We start from the raw sequence: 15,685 nt of genomic DNA, 5'->3' as shown, positions 1-15,685 counted from the left end.
TCTGCTCCCGTGGGGTCTGCTGCAGAGCGGACCTCACGGCCCCTTGCACATCGGCACCGGCTGCGGTGGCGGTGCCGGGTGGTCCTGCCTGTATTGGGCGATGATCGGTTCGAGGGTTTTTCGCGGCCAGAATTTCGGCGCGCCGATTTCCTTCAGGCAGGATGCGTTCCAATAGGGTGCTTCGCCCGATGGCGAATGGCTTTTCGCCGCCTGCGCGACGGCGGCGATGTCGCGCGATTCCGGATAGATGTAGAGCGTCGTCGGATTGTCCTTCACCATCGCGATGATCTGCTGCGCATCCGTCGGCGACCAGCTGGTGCAGCCATTGCTGCGGCCGCCGGCATAGTCCACCAGCTTGCCGAACGGCACCAGGCCGTCATGGTCGGCGTATGAGCTGTTGGGGCTTTTGCGCATGCACATGCCGCGCAGCACCTGCGCCGCATGGCCGCCGATCACGCGCTGCCTGGCATTGGCGGCTTCGCCTTCGCCGTCGAACTGGATGAAGGTGCGCTGGAAAGCCACGTCCTGTTTCGCGCCGGTGCGATAAAAACCCTTGAAGGATGTTTTCGCCTCGCTGGTCATATAGGCGCCGCCGGCGGTCAGTTCGGAATCCATGGCATTGCCGAAGTTCTTGGAGCACCGCCTGCCGTTCGAAAAATCGGCCGTGCCTTTCAGATTCCGGCCGCCGCCATGACCCGACGAGATGGCGTGAAACGACTGGCTGGCCTCGCAGATGACGTAGTACCGGCGCCCGAGCACGCCGTTGCCCATGTCGCCGGGACGCGTCGCGTCCATGGCGAAATAGCAGGGGTTCCTGACCGCGCCTTGCGCCACCTTTTTCAGGTAGAGCGCGCGTGCCCGCTCCAGCACCACGGTTGAGATCTGGCCGTCGCTGTCGCCGACATGCGCCTGCAGCCAGGCCGGGGTGGCCGAGGGCGCGGCAATGGACCGGACCGTCGCGGTCAGGGCAATGACGATGACAAGAAGGCTGAGGGTGACGACTATACCCAGAGGGAAAAATCTCAACCGCATCGGTTCAATTCTCCTGCCGAAGCCATGCGAATCCCTGCGGTGTCATATCCGCAATCCATCATAAAATGTCTCGCGGCAATCGGCGAAACACATCTTGTTTAGCGCGCCCGCAAGTCCGAACGAAAAACCGGGGCCGGCGCGCGCACCGCCCATAGACCGGGATGCTGGTCCAAGGCTTGCGGCCGATGTCTCCAGCGACATGCGCGATTTTCGATCCGCAAGGGTTAAGCTATGATGTGATTCTGGCGTGGCCCGCGCCTCCTCCCTCCAATGGGAAAGCATCAGTTCATGCGGGGCACTCTCATCACTGAACCGACTGTTCGAGCGCAAGGCATAAGGAGGGGTTGCGAAGACGGCTCGCACCAGGAGGTTTAGCCATGAAACTATCCGCGCCCATCTACCATCTGAAGCGCCAGGCCAGGCTGTTGTCGCGCCAGGCAGGAATTCCGCTCCACCAGGCGCTTGATCGTATTGCCGCGCAGCAAGGTTTTGCCAGCTGGAGCCTGCTTGCGGCCAAGCTGTCCGAGACAGCGCCCGCCGGTAGACTGTTCGCGCAACTCAGACCTGGCGATCTGGTCCTGGTCGGCGCGCGACCCGGCCACGGCAAGACGCTGATGAGCCTCGAACTCGCGGTCGAAGCCATGAAATGTGGCCATCGCAGCGTGTTCTTCACGCTGGAATATACGCAACGCGATGTGCTGGAGCGTTTTCGCGCCATCGGCGTGGAGCCGGCCCGGTTCGACAGCCTGTTCGAATTCGACACGTCCGATGCCATCAGCGCCGACTACATCGTCAGGATCTTGCGATCGGCGCCACGCGGCACGCTGGTGGTCATCGACTATCTGCAACTGCTCGATCAGAGACGTGAGAACCCCGGCCTGATGGAGCAGGTGCGCACGCTGAAGGCTTTCGCGCGCGACAGCGGCGTCATCCTGGTCTTCATCTCGCAGATCGACCGCTCCTACGATCCCGCGACAAAGCCGGTACCCGATATCGGCGACATCAGGTTGCCCAACCCGCTCGATCTGTCGCTGTTCGACAAGACCTGCTTCCTGAACAAGGGCGAGATCCGCTTCCAGGCGGCTTGAGCGTTTTCTCGGCCATGGCTATGCATGGATCATGGTCGAGATCGTCAAACCCGCGCTTGAACATCTGCCGTCCTACAAGGCGGCGCTCGAGCGCGGCTGGTCGCCGGACAATGTGCGGCTCCAGGAGGCGACGCGCGAGCAGTTGGCGGCGATCGAGCAGGATCCGGTGGCCTTCCTGGCCAGCCTCGAAGATCCCGAGGCCAGGGGTGGCCCGATCACCTTGCCGGACGGCAGGCAAGTGGCGCGCCTGCCGGGTTTCCGCCGCTGGATCTGGGATGGCGAGGCATCGGGCTCGATCGGCTTGCGCTGGCAAAAGGGCACGGCGCAACTGCCCTCACATGTGCTTGGCCATATCGGCTATGCGGTGGTGCCATGGAAGCGGCGGCGCGGCTACGCCACGCAGGCCTTGCGGCTGATGCTTGACGAGGCGAGGGCGGTCGGCCTGCCCTATGTCGAGATCACCGCCAAGCCTGGCAATCCGGCCTCGCACAAGGTGATCCTGGCCAATGGCGGCAGGCTGGTCGAGCGCTTCTTCGAGGATGCCGCCTATGGCGGGGTGGAGAGTTTGCGGTTCCGGATCGAGCTGTAGATCGCCTTCTGGGCGACATCAGCGCTGATCGCGCAGCCAGTCGGCCAGCGATGCGCGATGCTTGCCGGCCCTGCCGGTGAAGGCCTCGGCGGACAGCATGGAGTTCAACACCGCCTCGTGCGTCGCTTCCGCCGCCGCGCGGAAAAGCATGTCGATGCGCGCTTCGTTGAGCGCGAGCGGGGGCACCAGGTCGCGGCTTTCATCGTGGTCGACCAGATTGCCGGTGCTGAAGGCGATGGCGATGTCGCCACTGCCATGGCCCCAGAAGGAACCGAGCCGGGCGATGCCGGCCCCGGCGCGGCGCGCCACCCTTTCTAGCTGGCGGTGTTCGATCGGCACATCGGTTGCCAGCACGATCATCACCGAGCCGCGCTCGACCCCGGCCGGTTGTCCGGGGTCCGGCCGGCGCCCATCGGGCAGAACGAGGTCTCCGGGCCTGCCGAAATTCGACAGAACGAGAACGCCGAGGTGATGGCCGCCGGCGAGCGCGATTCTTCTGGACGCCGAGCCGATGCCGCCTTTGAAGCCGAAGCAAGTCATTCCCGTTCCGGCGCCGACATTGCCTTGTTCGACTTCGCCTTCATGCGCGTCCGCCAGCGCGGCGAGGGCGTGTTCCTCTGATATCGCCAGGGCCTGGATGTCGTTCAGCGGACCGTCATTGCATTCGCCGACCAGCGGATTGACGGTTCCGGTGGTGCGGCCGATATCCGGGTTCTGGCGTATGGCGTCGCGGATCAGCGCCGTGGCGCAGGTGCCGACCGAGAGCGTGTTGGTCAGGAGAACAGGCGTTTCGATGGTGCCGAGTTCCTGCACCTGCGCCAGGCCGGTGGTCTTGCCGAAGCCGTTGATGACATGGCTTGCCGCCGTCACCTTCTTGCGAAACAGATTTCCGCCATGCGGCAGGATCGCGGTCACCCCGGTGTTCGTGTCGCCGTTGCGCAGCGTGCAGTGGCCGACGCGTACACCGGGCACATCGGTGATCGCATTGTGTGCGCCCGCCGGCAAGATGCCGCAGCTCAAGCCGAAATCGCTGACGGTGCTTGCCATGTCTGCTCCTGGTCTCACGAGCGGCCCGCGCCCGAGCCGAGGTCCACGTCGGACCGGATTTCCGTATCAGACGTGCTCGTCCGCACACAGCGCATGGTCTGACAGCGCGCGGATGACATAGCAGTCGCCGACCGTCTTGCCGTCGCAGCAGGAGGCGATGCGTTCCAGTTCGGTTTCCAGCCGCTTCAGCTGGGCGATCTTTTCGCGCACCGAAATCAGTTGCTCCTGCGCGATCTTGTCGGCATGGCCGCAGGGCTGCTCCGGGTGGCCGCTGAGATCGATCAGGGCGCGGATGTCCTCGACGGCAAAGCCAAGGTCGCGGGCGTGGCGGATGAAGGCCAGCCGTTCCAGCTCCTGCCTGCTATAGCGGCGCTGGTTGCCTTCCGAGCGCTCGGGCGCCGCGACCAGGCCCATCTGCTCGTAATAGCGGATGGTCGGCACCTTGACCCCGGTGCGACGGGAGAGATCACCGATCGAAAACATGCATTTTGCCTCTTGAAGCTATAGCGACTAGAGCAATTACAGTGCCTGGCATCAGGGTTCAAGACCCGTGAGGCGGCGCGTCGCGCGGGTGAGAAAGCAGACGGGTGATGGATGACTTCTCCTCTAAGGCAGACACGGTTCAGGATCGGCGGCATGGACTGCGCTTCCTGCGCGGCCAAGATCGACACGGCGGTGCGCCGCCTCGACGGTGTCGCCGACGTCTCGGTTTCGGTGACCGGCGCCAGCATGACGGTCAGCCATGGCGGCCTGCTCAATGACGACAAGGTGCTGCGGCAGGTGGCGCGGCTGGGTTACGGCATCGTCAAGGCGGAGGGCAGGGCCGATGGGCCGTCGGCCAGGGCGCATGACCATGCCGATCATGATCACGAAGGCCATGACCATGAAGGTCACGGCCACGAAGGCCACGGCCACGGCGGCGGCCAACAAATCACCGACGAGGCCGCTGGCTCATCCCACCTTCACAGCCACGCTGAGCCGGGGCAGGCGTGGTGGCGCAGCCGCCGCTCGGCGCTGACGCTGGCCTGCGCGGCGGCGCTTCTCGCCGCCTATGGCATCGGCCATCTGCTTCCTTCGGCCGAGCGCTGGGTTTTCCTGGCTGCGTTGCTGGTCGGTCTCGTACCGATCGCGCGGCGTGCGCTGATGGCGGCGCTGGCCGGCACGCCGTTCTCGATCGAGATGCTGATGACCATCGCCGCTGTTGGCGCGGTGATGATCAATGCAACGGAAGAAGCGGCCGCCGTGGTGGTGCTGTTCCTGATCGGCGAGCTGCTGGAAGGTGTGGCCGCCAGCCGGGCGCGGGCCAGCATCCAGGGCCTGGCCGACCTGGTGCCGAAGACGGCGCTGGTCGAGCGTGGAGGCGGCACGGTTGAAGTTCCCGCGGACCTGGTTGCCGTCGGCGACGTCATCGTGGTGCGGCCCGGCGACCGCATTCCGGCCGATGGCGAGATAACAGAGGGTTCGAGTGACATCGACGAGGCGCCGGTGACCGGCGAGAGTACGCCGAAGCGCAAGGGTGTCGCGGACATCGTCTTCGCCGGCACGATCAACAGCGATGGCGTGCTGAAAGTGCGGGTGACGGCTGCCGCTTCCGACAACACCATCGCCCGCGTCGTGCGCCTGGTCGAGGAGGCGCAGGAGGCCAAGGCGCCGACCGAGCGCTTCATCGACCGCTTTTCAAGATACTATACGCCCGGTGTTCTGGCCGTCGGCGCGCTGGTGGCCGTGCTGCCGCCGCTGATCGCCGGCGGCGACTGGAACGAATGGATCTACAAGGGCCTGGCGATCCTCTTGATTGGCTGCCCCTGCGCGCTGGTGATTTCGACGCCCGCCGCGATCGCGGCGGGGCTCGCGACCGGCGCGCGGCGCGGCCTGTTGATGAAGGGCGGTGCGGTGCTGGAAGGCTTTCGCCGGATCACCGCGGTTGCCTTCGACAAGACCGGCACGCTGACCGCGGGCAAGCCTGTCGTTACCGACATCGTCGCCTATGGCCGCGATGAGCGCAGCGTGCTGGCGCTGGCGGCGGCACTCGAACAAGGCTCCAGCCATCCGCTGGCGGCGGCGATCCTGGATAGGGCGAGGGCGGACAAGGCGCCGGTCCCGCCGGCGCTGGCGGCCAAGGCGATTTCTGGCATGGGCGTCGAAGGCAATGTCGGCGGCGTGGCTGTGTTCCTCGGCTCCGGCCAGGCGGCGGGCGAACGCGCTGCGATGACGCAAGCGCAGCGTCTTGCCGTCGACGGTCTCAACGGTGAGGGCAAGACCGTGTCGGTGCTGGTGGCGGATGGCGTGGTGGCCGGGCTGATCGCCATGCGTGACGAGCCACGGCCGGATGCGGCAGCCGGCGTCGCGGCACTCAAGGTAGAGGGCATCCGCGCGGTGATGCTGACCGGCGACAATCGCCGCACGGCGCAAGCCATCGCCGGTTCGCTCGGCATCGAGGCGCGGGCGGAATTGTTGCCGCAGGACAAGCAGCGCATCGTCGGCGAATTGCAGCGCGAAGGGTTCAAGGTGGCCAAGGTCGGTGATGGCATCAACGACGCGCCGGCGCTCGCCGCCGCCGATATCGGCATCGCCATGGGCGGCGGCACCGATGTGGCGCTGGAGACGGCCGACGCGGCGATCCTGCATGGCCGTGTCCGGGACGTTGCCCGCATGGTGCGGCTGTCGCGGGCGGTGATGGCCAATATCGGCCAGAACATCACCGTGGCGCTGGGGCTGAAGGCAGTGTCCCTGGTCACCACCATTGCCGGCATCACCGGCCTGTGGCCAGCGATCCTGGCCGACACCGGCGCCACCGTGCTGGTCACCGCCAACGCCATGCGCCTGTTGCGCTGGCGCGGGTGAGGGCTTGTCGCGGGCTATTCGGCCGGGGCCGTCAGTGGCGGCGTGGCGTTGCTGCGGGCTTCCCAGAGCTGGGAGACGACAGCCACCACCACGGCGACCAGCATGGCGAAAGCGCCGACCACCGGCAGGCTGCGGTAGCCGTAGCCGGCATTGAGCATGGCGGCGCCGAGCGACGCTGCCAGCGCGATGCCGACATTGAAGCCGGACGGGATCAGCGAGGAGGCAAGATTGGACGCGTCGGCCGTCCAGGCCAGGATGCGGGTCTGGATCGGCGTGCCGATGGCGAAGTTGAGGCCACCCCAGATGACGATCGCCACGATCATCGGCAGGGGATAGGGGCTGACGGCGTAGATGACCGCCAGCGTCACCGCCTGCAAAGCGAGCATGGTGATCAGCGACGGCATCAGCTTCCAGTCGGACAGCTTGCCGCCGAGGAAGACGCCAAGCGTCGCGCCGACGCCATTGAGCAACAGCACCCAGGGCACCAGGTCTTCGTCGAGCCCGGTGACCTCAAGCAAGGTCGGCGTGATGTAGGTGAACAGGCAGAACTGGCCGAGCATCAGCATGAGCATCAGGATCAGCGAGGTCCAGACCTGCTGGCGCGCCAGCACGCGGACCTCACGCGCCAGGCCGGCGGGCTTGGCCTGATATCCGGCGGTGCGCGGCAACAGCGCCGCCATGGCGCAAGTTGCCGCCACGCCGAGCGCGCACATCACCCAGAAGGTCGCGCGCCACCCCCAGATGTTGCCGATGGCGGTGCCGGCCGGCACGCCGATGACGTTGGATACGGTGAGGCCGGACAGGATGACCGCGACTGCCATGCCGCGTTTGTCCTCGGGAACGAGGCCGACCGCGACCACCATGGCGACGCCGAAATAGGCACCGTGCGCGACGGCCACGGCGATGCGCAGCAGCAGCATCGAGGTGAAGTCTGGCGCCAGCGCACAGGCCGCCTGGCCGATGGTGAAAGCGATGGCGAGGCCGAGCAGCAAGGTCTTGCGCGGCAGCGATTTGGTGGCGAGCGCCAGCAGCGGGCCGCCAATGGCGATGCCGCAGGCGTAGCCGGAGACCAGATAGCCGGCGGATGGAACCGAAACGCCGAGCCCCTCAGCCACTTGCGGCAGCACGCCGGCAATGACGAATTCGGTGGTGCCGAAAGCAAAAGCGGCAATGAACAGGGCAATGAGCGGAAGCGACATGGGAAAGCCTTGGCTGGAATGGCGTCAAACCACGGATGGGCGGCGCGGGCAATCCAGAAATTTTTGTCGCGACTTTAGCTTTTCTTGACCGCTCCCCTTGCCGCTGGCGCGCAATCTCGAAAAGGGCATGCCGGCAGCGGGCAAGCCGCTAAACAGGGGTCCTGCGCCCGTAAGGGATCTTCAGCCATGCACGCTCATGAAAATAATAGAGCAGCGATTTGGTGAAGACCTCCGTCACGCCGATGGCGGCGGCCAGCTTGATGCTGCCAGTCACCACAAGTGAGATGATCATCGTGTCGATGGTGCCGGTTATTCGCCAGGAAAGCGCCTTGGCGAAACTGCGCGAATGGGTATCCATCGATTTCCTCCCGGGGGCATCAGATGCTTAGCCGACGGGCGGCAGGGTGAGCAAAGACTAATTTTTCCGTTCAAGCCGGAATGACGCAAGCTTGTTCCCAACTTGACGCCGCCGCGGCAAATCCGTTCTCGCTAGCTTGCCTTCAGTCGGGATCCTGTGAGAAGGCCGCGCTCTTCCAGCACCGGATAGGCCATCGAGGCCAGCAGCGAATTGATCTGCTTCAGGTCGCGGATGGTGTCGAGATGGATCGAGCTGGTCTCGACGCTTTTGGCGGTGCCTTCGCGCAGCCGCAGGAAATGGCTGGCGCTGGTTTCCTTCTCGCGGTCGCGCAACTGGTCCTTCTCCAGCACCAGCTGGCGGGCCGTTTCGGGGTCGCGCGAGACCAGCACGTTGAAGGCAAGCCTGGCGTTGGCCAGCACCGAGCCGTGGAAGGCGCACAATTCGCTCCAGCCCTCGTCGGTGAATTCCAGCCCGCGATCGACTTTCTTCTTCACATGCACCAGCATGTTGCGCACGATGATGTCGCCGACCTGCTCGAGCTTGACGCAGGCGCCGATCAGTTCCTGGCAGCGCAGCGCCTCGTCCTCGGTCAGCGGGTTCTTGGTGACCTTGGCGAGATAGAGCTTGATCGCAGCATGCTTGCGGTCGACACGATCGTCGAGCGCGGCCAGCGCCTTGATCTTGTCGGCGTCGGCGCTCTCATAGAGCTCGATGATGCGCTTCAGCATGATCTCGACCGTCTCGCAGACCCGCACCACTTCGCGCGTCGCGTTGGCCAGAGCCTGGCTCGGCACGTCGAGCGCGCTTTCGTTGAGCGCGGACAATTCGATGACGTCGAGCGAGGCGGCCGGTGCTGCCCTGGTACCGAGTTCGACGATCTTCTCCGAGGCGCGGTAGACGAAGCCGGCCAGCGGCAGGCCTGCGAGCAGGATGATGACGTTGAACAGGATATGGGCGTTCACGATCTGGTCGGCCGCCGTCGCGCCGAGGAAGCCGACATGGGGCCGGACGATCATGAACAGGACCAGCATGACCAGCGAGCCGAGCCCGCGCATCAGCAGATTGCCGATCGGCACGACGCGCACGGCTGGCCCGGCCGACCGGGTCAGCATTGGCGCGATGATCGAGGAGCCGAGATTGACGCCGAGGATGAGGACGACGCCGAGTTCCGGGCTGATCAGGCCGCGGCCGGCCAGCGTCGCCATCAAAAGCACCGCGGCGATGCTCGACTGGAACAGCCAGGTGATCAGCGCCGCCAAGAGATAGGCGGTGATGGAATCGCTGGAGAAGTAATTGATGATGACCGGCATGAGCTGGCTGTTGCGCAGCGGCTCCGACGCCTGGCCGATCATTTCCAGCGACAGGATCAAGAGGCCGATACCGACCAGGATGCGGCCGGTCTGGCGCCAGTCGCGCCGCTCGGTGGCCATGAACATCACCGTGCCGGTGATCAGGCAGAGCGGCACCAGCAGCGTAAGGTCGAAGGTCAGCAGCTTGACCACCAGCGCCGAGCCGATCTCGGCGCCGCGCACCGCCAATTGGCCGGCCGCGCCCGAGACGATGCCGGAACCGGCGAAGGAGCCGACCAAAAGTGTCACGGCGGTCGAGCTCTGCAGGGCGATGGCAAGGCCGGTGCCGGCCAGCACCGCCATGATCGGATTGCGCATGGTGGCGCGCAGCCTGTGGCGCAGCACGTCGCCATAGGCGCGTTCGACGCCGGTCTTCACCATGCGGGTGGCAAACAGCATCAGCGCGACGGCGCCGGCTAGGTGCAGGAGGACGACGGAACCGCTCATTTCGGCGCCGGCATGCGGACAGGGCACGCGGTGCGGGCGGCGCGGCGAACAGGCGGAAAAGCAAGGGTTCGAATCATGGCCATGGCACTGTGAATAATAGCCGGAATATTTTAGCCGAATAATAAAAATTTGGCGATTTCAAGAGGCCGTCGCGGCGCGACATGCCGTGTCGGGAAATGGATGGGTGCGCAAATGGTTGCAGTGGCCGCTCAGGAGAACGGCCACTTTGCCGGTGGTCTAGCCCCCCGTCTTTGCGAGAATGTTCAAATATCGGCATTAAGCGGAAGATTTCATTACGTAATTGTAATGCCGATGTTCAGTTTCAGTTCATCCGCTGGCCACTATTCCTCGGGCATCGACAACAAAGGAGATTTCTGATGAAGCGCATTGTTCTTTCTGTCCTTGCCGTCTCGATCCTGGCCGCCACCTCACTCACCGGCCAGGCCGCGCCGATGAGCGCGCCGGCCGCGCCGCAGTCGAACTACGCCAAGGTCGACTGGCAGAAGCCCGGCCACCACAATGATGTGAGGAAGCGCGTCTTCAAGAAAAAAGTCGTCGTGAAGCGGAACCACTGGCGCAATGGCCAGAAATATTCCGGCTGGCGGCAGCACCAGCCGATCCGCGACTATGGCCGCTACGGCCTGCATCGTCCCGGCCGCGGCCAGGAATGGATCCGTGTCGGCAACGACTATGTGCTGGTCGGCATCCTCTCGGGCGTCATCTTCGGCGCGCTTGCCGCGCAATAGGTTCCCGCATAGCGGGACTGGGAAGGAAGGCGGCCCGCAACGGCTGCCTTTCTTTTTGCCCTGTGGAAACCGGGTATGGCCCGTATTGGGGGTCGTCGGAATTCGCTGGCATGATTATATGGTGGGGAAACGAGTTCCCTCAATGCGCTTTCCGCCCGCCTTTCTCGACGAGATCCGCGACCGCGTGCCGATTTCATCGGTTATCGGCCAGCGCGTGGCCTGGGACCGCAGGAAGACCAACGCGTCGCGCGGCGACTTTTGGGCCTGCTGCCCGTTCCATGGCGAGAAGAGCCCGTCCTTCCACTGCGAGGACAAGAAGGGCCGCTACCATTGTTTCGGCTGCTCGGTCTCGGGCGATCATTTCAAATTCCTGACCGAACTCGACGGAATGAGTTTCCCTGAAGCGGTCGAGAAGATCGCCGACATGGCCGGCGTACCGATGCCGGTCCGCGACGCCCAGGAGGAGCGCCGCGAGAAGGAACGCGCCAGCCTTACCGACGTCATGGAAATGGCGACCGCCTTTTTCCAGGAACGGCTGCAGGGTCCGGAAGGAGCGAAAGCCCGCGCCTATCTGCGTGATCGTGGGTTGACGCCGGCCACGCAGCAGTCATTCCGGCTTGGCTTCGCGCCCGATAGCCGCAACGCACTGAAAGAGCATCTCGCGGCAAAAGGCGTGCCGAAGGCGGATATCGAGGCTTGCGGACTGGTGCGTCATGGCGACGACATTCCGGTCTCCTATGACTGGTTCCGCGACCGCATCATGTTCCCGATCCCGGATTCGCGCGGCAAGATCATCGCTTTCGGTGGCCGTGCGCTGGCGCCCGACGCGCTGGCCAAATACATGAACTCGCCCGACACCGAGCTCTTCCACAAGGGCAATGTGCTCTACAATTTCGCGCGTGCGCGCAAGGCGCTCGCCAAGGACGGCACGGTCATTGCCGTCGAAGGCTATATGGACGTGATCGCGCTGGCGCAGGCCGGTTTCGAGAATGTCGTGGCGCCGCTCGGCACCGCGCTCACCGAAAACCAGCTGGAGCTGTTGTGGCGCATGGCGCCGGAGCCGATGCTGTGCTTCGACGGCGACAAGGCTGGTCTGAAGGCGGCGTGGCGGGCCGCCGACTTGGCGTTGCCTTCGGTGCAGGCCGGCCGCTCGGCGCGCTTCGCGCTGCTGCCGGAAGGCAAGGATCCCGACGATCTCGTCAAGGCCGAGGGACCGGAGGCTTTCCGCGCCGTGCTTGCCGAAGCGCGTCCGCTGGCCGACCTGTTGTGGATGCGCGAGACGTCAGGCGGCGTCTTCGACACGCCGGAGCGCCGGGCGGAACTGGAGAAGCGGCTGCGCGAACTCACCAGCCGCATCCGCGACGAGAGCCAGCGCTACCACTACCAGCAGTGGATGCGCGAGCGGGTGCTGAACTTCTTCAGCGCCCAGCGCGATGCGCGGCAAGGCCGTCAGGACTGGAAACCGGGACAGGGCAAGACTTCGGCGCCCGGCGGACAATTCGCCAAGCCGGGTGGCGGCCGCATGGCAATCACCGAAAGCCTTGGCCAGTCGGCGCTGGTCAAGCGCGGCAGCGAGGGCATGTCGGTGCGCGAGGCGACGATCATCGTGGCCTTGGTCAACCATCCGGCGCTGATCGACGAGAATTTCGCCCACGTCGAATTTCTCGACCTCGCCAATTCCGAGCTCCAGCGGCTGCATGCCGCCATCCTCGATGCGATGGCGCACGACATGGCCAATGATCGCCATGCCGTGGTGGCGACGATCGAGCGTGCCGGCTGCGCCGAGATCTGGGAGCGCGCCGTCGGCCTGATCCGGCGGGCGCGGCAATGGCCGGCGCTGGAGACGGCGGCACTCGACGACGCCCGCGACGCTCTGAACCAGGCCCTGCACTTGCAGCGCAGCGCGCGCACCTTACATAAGGAACTGAAACAGGCGGAAGCGGCGCTCGAAGCAGATCCCTCGGACGAAAACTTCCGCCATCTGATCGAAATTCAGGCGCAATTTCAGGATGTACAGGCGACGGAAGCGCTGATCGAAGGATTTGGCGTTTCGTCGGGCAGGGCTGGGCGAGCCTAAGTGCAGCTGAGTGCAGGAATGAGAGCGTGGCCAGGCTTCCCAGTGGAGCAAGGCGCGCTAAGTCGGGTAATTGATTCGCTTTTTTCATGCGAATCATGCCAGAGGCGCTTGACCTTCAGACAGAATGGCGGAATCAGGACGATTCGAAACGTTAACCCGCACCCGCGCCGACGGGAAATGAGCGATGTGAGGTACTGGTCACTGGACAGGCAGGCCGCCTGCCACAGATATCAGGGTTAATCTGGACTTAACGATCAATGAAGTTAGTGGCCCGGTGAAGCGCGTTTCGAAACGAGCCTATCCGATTTGACTGGTCCGACAGCTTACGCGGCCCCGATGCCCGGCCGCTAGGAGAAGATAAAAATTATGGCGACTAAGGAAAAGGAAGAGGTCGAGACCGAACGCGAAGGCGCCACCGATGGCCCTCTGCTCGACCTTTCCGATGATGCTGTCAAGAAGATGATCAAGGCCGCCAAGAAGCGCGGCTATGTCACGATGGACGAGTTGAATTCGGTGCTGCCTTCCGAGGAAGTGACCTCCGAGCAGATCGAGGACACGATGGCGATGCTGTCCGACATGGGCATCAACGTCGTCGAGGATGACGAGCAGGGCGAAGAGGCCGAGGCCGGCGACACCGCGGCGGACGCCGAGGAAGATGCCAACGAGCTGGCCGAACAGACCGGCACGGCGGTTGCCGCCACCACCACCAAGAAAGAGCCGACCGACCGCACCGACGATCCGGTGCGCATGTATCTGCGCGAGATGGGCTCGGTGGAGCTTTTGTCGCGCGAGGGCGAAATCGCCATTGCCAAGCGCATCGAGGCCGGCCGCGAGACGATGATCGCGGGCCTGTGCGAAAGCCCGCTGACCTTCCAGGCCATCATCATCTGGCGCGACGAGCTCAACGAATCCAAGATCCTGCTGCGCGAGATCATCGATCTCGAAGCCACCTATGCCGGCCCGGAAGCCAAGCAGGCGCCGGTGGTCGAGCGCATCGAGGAAGCGCCCAAGGCCGAGGAAAAGCCGCGGCGCGGGCGCGACGATGAAGACGACATCACCAATGTCGGCGCCGATACGCGCGGCATCGGGGACGACGACGAGGAAGACGAGGACGAGGCGAGCCTCTCGCTGGCGGCCATGGAAGCGGAACTGCGTCCGCAGGTCATGGAGACGCTCGACGTCATCGCCGACACCTACAAGAAGCTGCGCAAGCTGCAGGACCAGCAGGTCGAGAACCGTCTGGCCGCGGCCGGCACGCTATCGCCCAGCCAGGACCGCCGGCTGAAGGAGCTGAAGGACCAGCTGATCAAGGCTGTGAAGTCGCTGTCGCTCAACACGGCGCGCATCGAGGCGCTGGTCGAGCAGCTCTACGACATCAACAAGCGCCTGGTGCAGAACGAGGGCAAGCTTTTGCGCCTCGCCGAAAGCTATGGCGTGCGCCGCGAGGAGTTCCTGAAGGAATATCAGGGTTCCGAGCTTGACCCCAACTGGACGCGCGCGATCGGCAACCTGACCTCGCGCGGCTGGAAGGAATTCACCAAGAACGAGAAGGATGCGATCAAGGACCTGCGCGCCGAGATCCAGCACCTGGCCACCGAAACGGCGATCTCGATCCTGGAATTCCGCAAGATCGTCAACCAGGTGCAGAAGGGCGAGCGCGAAGCCGCGATCGCCAAGAAGGAAATGGTCGAGGCCAATCTGCGCCTCGTCATCTCGATCGCCAAGAAATACACCAATCGCGGCCTGCAGTTCCTCGACCTCATCCAGGAAGGCAATATCGGCCTGATGAAGGCGGTTGATAAGTTCGAATACCGCCGCGGCTACAAGTTCTCGACCTACGCGACATGGTGGATCCGGCAGGCGATCACGCGTTCGATCGCCGACCAGGCGCGCACCATCCGCATTCCGGTGCACATGATCGAGACGATCAACAAGATCGTGCGCACCTCGCGCCAGATGCTGCACGAGATCGGCCGCGAGCCGACGCCGGAGGAACTGGCCGAAAAGCTAGCCATGCCGCTGGAAAAAGTGCGCAAGGTGTTGAAGATCGCCAAGGAGCCGATCTCGCTCGAAACGCCGGTCGGCGACGAGGAGGATTCGCATCTGGGCGATTTCATCGAGGACAAGATGGCGATCCTGCCGATCGACGCCGCGATCCAGGCCAATCTGCGCGAGACGACGACGCGCGTTCTGGCCTCGCTGACGCCGCGCGAGGAGCGCGTGCTGCGCATGCGCTTCGGCATCGGCATGAACACCGACCACACGCTGGAGGAAGTCGGCCAGCAGTTCTCGGTCACCCGCGAGCGTATCCGCCAGATCGAAGCCAAGGCGCTGCGCAAGCTCAAGCACCCGAGCCGGTCGCGCAAGCTGCGCAGCTTCCTCGACAGCTGAGACATACCGACAGCAAGAATAGAAGGGCGCCACCGGCGCCCTTTTTCGTTTGCGGCACGCGCTCTTGCGGCTCGCCCCCTTCAGGAGGATAATTTCCAGGTCGGATGCATTTTCTGGGCGACAACCCGGATGCCCGCCCCGGCGAAGAGGCCGTGCTCCGTGGCCCCGGAGGGAGGCGTACCATGACGACCTACATCATGCTGATGAACTGGACCGAGCAGGGCGCGAAGAACGTGCGCGATTCGCCCAAGCGCCTCGACGCCGCCAGGAAGCAGCTGGGCGACATGGGCGGATCATTCAAGGCGTTCTACCTGACCATGGGCGAATACGACATGGTGGCGGTGGTCGAAGCGCCCGATGATGCGGTGCTTGCGCGTTTCGCGCTGATGCTGGCCGCGAACGGAAACCTCAAGTCACGGACGCTGAAAGCTTTCCCGGAATTCGCCTACCGCGAGATCATCTCCTCGCTTGGATGAAGCAAGCGACAGGGCCTCATGAAGGCAGCGGCCAAGTGCCGG

The 15,685-nt window shown here is 64.5% G+C and carries 13 protein-coding genes; 7 read left to right on the top strand and 6 right to left on the bottom strand.

The annotated features are described in order from the left end of the window. Positions 1-33: 33 nt before the first annotated feature. Entirely contained in the window at positions 34-1,032 is a 999-nt protein-coding gene (locus QQK95_RS16185; protein WP_284274366.1) for a hypothetical protein, read from the bottom strand. A 377-nt stretch (positions 1,033-1,409) separates the two neighbouring features. Between QQK95_RS16185 and QQK95_RS16180 the strand changes: the two genes are divergently transcribed. Further along, on the top strand, positions 1,410-2,120 hold the full coding sequence (locus QQK95_RS16180; RefSeq protein ID WP_284274364.1) for a DNA helicase: 711 nt from the start codon (positions 1,410-1,412) through the stop codon (positions 2,118-2,120). Positions 2,121-2,151: 31 nt separating this feature from the next. Beyond that, positions 2,152-2,709, top strand: coding sequence for a GNAT family N-acetyltransferase (locus tag QQK95_RS16175; RefSeq protein WP_284274362.1), 558 nt, complete (start codon positions 2,152-2,154; stop codon positions 2,707-2,709). 18 nt (positions 2,710-2,727) lie between these two features. Here the strand turns inward: QQK95_RS16175 and QQK95_RS16170 are convergent, their stop codons facing one another. Together QQK95_RS16170 and QQK95_RS16165 are read right to left on the bottom strand one after the other, a co-directional pair. Beyond that, entirely contained in the window at positions 2,728-3,756 is a 1,029-nt protein-coding gene (locus tag QQK95_RS16170) for a DmpA family aminopeptidase (protein WP_284274359.1), read from the bottom strand. Positions 3,757-3,822: 66 nt separating this feature from the next. Beyond that, positions 3,823-4,239, bottom strand: coding sequence for a MerR family transcriptional regulator (locus QQK95_RS16165; RefSeq protein WP_143973511.1), 417 nt, complete (start codon positions 4,237-4,239; stop codon positions 3,823-3,825). A gap of 111 nt (positions 4,240-4,350) precedes the next feature. Between QQK95_RS16165 and QQK95_RS16160 the strand changes: the two genes are divergently transcribed. Further along, the gene (locus tag QQK95_RS16160) at positions 4,351-6,600 is read left to right on the top strand and encodes a heavy metal translocating P-type ATPase (protein WP_284274355.1); all 2,250 of its coding nucleotides are present in this window, start codon (positions 4,351-4,353) and stop codon (positions 6,598-6,600) included. 14 nt (positions 6,601-6,614) lie between these two features. Here QQK95_RS16160 and QQK95_RS16155 read toward each other — a convergent pair whose 3' ends face one another. The 3 genes from QQK95_RS16155 to QQK95_RS16145 form a co-directional block, all read right to left on the bottom strand. Further along, positions 6,615-7,799, bottom strand: coding sequence for an MFS transporter (locus tag QQK95_RS16155; protein ID WP_284274353.1), 1,185 nt, complete (start codon positions 7,797-7,799; stop codon positions 6,615-6,617). A gap of 148 nt (positions 7,800-7,947) precedes the next feature. Beyond that, on the bottom strand, positions 7,948-8,157 hold the full coding sequence (locus QQK95_RS16150) for a DUF2061 domain-containing protein (RefSeq protein WP_019860487.1): 210 nt from the start codon (positions 8,155-8,157) through the stop codon (positions 7,948-7,950). 131 nt (positions 8,158-8,288) lie between these two features. Next, complete coding sequence (locus tag QQK95_RS16145) at positions 8,289-9,953, bottom strand: Na/Pi cotransporter family protein (protein ID WP_284274351.1); 1,665 nt, start codon at positions 9,951-9,953, stop codon at positions 8,289-8,291. Between the two features lie 377 nt (positions 9,954-10,330). Between QQK95_RS16145 and QQK95_RS16140 the strand changes: the two genes are divergently transcribed. From QQK95_RS16140 to QQK95_RS16125, 4 genes are all read left to right on the top strand, one after another. Then, positions 10,331-10,699, top strand: coding sequence for an RcnB family protein (locus QQK95_RS16140; RefSeq protein ID WP_284274349.1), 369 nt, complete (start codon positions 10,331-10,333; stop codon positions 10,697-10,699). 142 nt (positions 10,700-10,841) lie between these two features. Next, positions 10,842-12,776: a DNA primase gene (gene dnaG / locus QQK95_RS16135; RefSeq protein ID WP_284274348.1), complete on the top strand. Its 1,935-nt coding sequence runs from the start codon at positions 10,842-10,844 to the stop codon at positions 12,774-12,776. A gap of 366 nt (positions 12,777-13,142) precedes the next feature. Further along, entirely contained in the window at positions 13,143-15,167 is a 2,025-nt protein-coding gene (gene rpoD / locus QQK95_RS16130) for an RNA polymerase sigma factor RpoD (protein WP_019860483.1), read from the top strand. Positions 15,168-15,349: 182 nt separating this feature from the next. Beyond that, positions 15,350-15,643, top strand: coding sequence for a GYD domain-containing protein (locus tag QQK95_RS16125; protein ID WP_183462185.1), 294 nt, complete (start codon positions 15,350-15,352; stop codon positions 15,641-15,643). Positions 15,644-15,685: the final 42 nt, after the last annotated feature.

The organism is Mesorhizobium huakuii (assembly GCF_030160235.1).
Lineage (GTDB): Bacteria > Pseudomonadota > Alphaproteobacteria > Rhizobiales > Rhizobiaceae > Mesorhizobium > Mesorhizobium huakuii.
The sequence above is the reverse complement of the archived record's forward strand: the minus strand, read 5'-3'. Positions and strand labels throughout refer to the sequence as shown.

Excerpts from the sequence above, each read along its gene's own strand:
- QQK95_RS16125 (WP_183462185.1), top strand. The coding sequence starts at position 15,350 with ATGACGACCTACATCATGCTGATGAACTGGACCGAGCAGGGCGCGAAG.
- QQK95_RS16140 (WP_284274349.1), top strand. The coding sequence starts at position 10,331 with ATGAAGCGCATTGTTCTTTCTGTCCTTGCCGTCTCGATCCTGGCCGCC.
- QQK95_RS16185 (WP_284274366.1), bottom strand. The coding sequence starts at position 1,032 with ATGCGGTTGAGATTTTTCCCTCTGGGTATAGTCGTCACCCTCAGCCTT.
- QQK95_RS16150 (WP_019860487.1), bottom strand. The coding sequence starts at position 8,157 with ATGGATACCCATTCGCGCAGTTTCGCCAAGGCGCTTTCCTGGCGAATA.
- QQK95_RS16165 (WP_143973511.1), bottom strand. The coding sequence starts at position 4,239 with ATGTTTTCGATCGGTGATCTCTCCCGTCGCACCGGGGTCAAGGTGCCG.
- QQK95_RS16175 (WP_284274362.1), top strand. The coding sequence starts at position 2,152 with ATGGTCGAGATCGTCAAACCCGCGCTTGAACATCTGCCGTCCTACAAG.
- QQK95_RS16145 (WP_284274351.1), bottom strand. The coding sequence starts at position 9,953 with ATGAGCGGTTCCGTCGTCCTCCTGCACCTAGCCGGCGCCGTCGCGCTG.
- rpoD (WP_019860483.1), top strand. The coding sequence starts at position 13,143 with ATGGCGACTAAGGAAAAGGAAGAGGTCGAGACCGAACGCGAAGGCGCC.
- QQK95_RS16180 (WP_284274364.1), top strand. The coding sequence starts at position 1,410 with ATGAAACTATCCGCGCCCATCTACCATCTGAAGCGCCAGGCCAGGCTG.
- QQK95_RS16160 (WP_284274355.1), top strand. The coding sequence starts at position 4,351 with ATGACTTCTCCTCTAAGGCAGACACGGTTCAGGATCGGCGGCATGGAC.
- QQK95_RS16170 (WP_284274359.1), bottom strand. The coding sequence starts at position 3,756 with ATGGCAAGCACCGTCAGCGATTTCGGCTTGAGCTGCGGCATCTTGCCG.
- dnaG (WP_284274348.1), top strand. The coding sequence starts at position 10,842 with ATGCGCTTTCCGCCCGCCTTTCTCGACGAGATCCGCGACCGCGTGCCG.
- QQK95_RS16155 (WP_284274353.1), bottom strand. The coding sequence starts at position 7,799 with ATGTCGCTTCCGCTCATTGCCCTGTTCATTGCCGCTTTTGCTTTCGGC.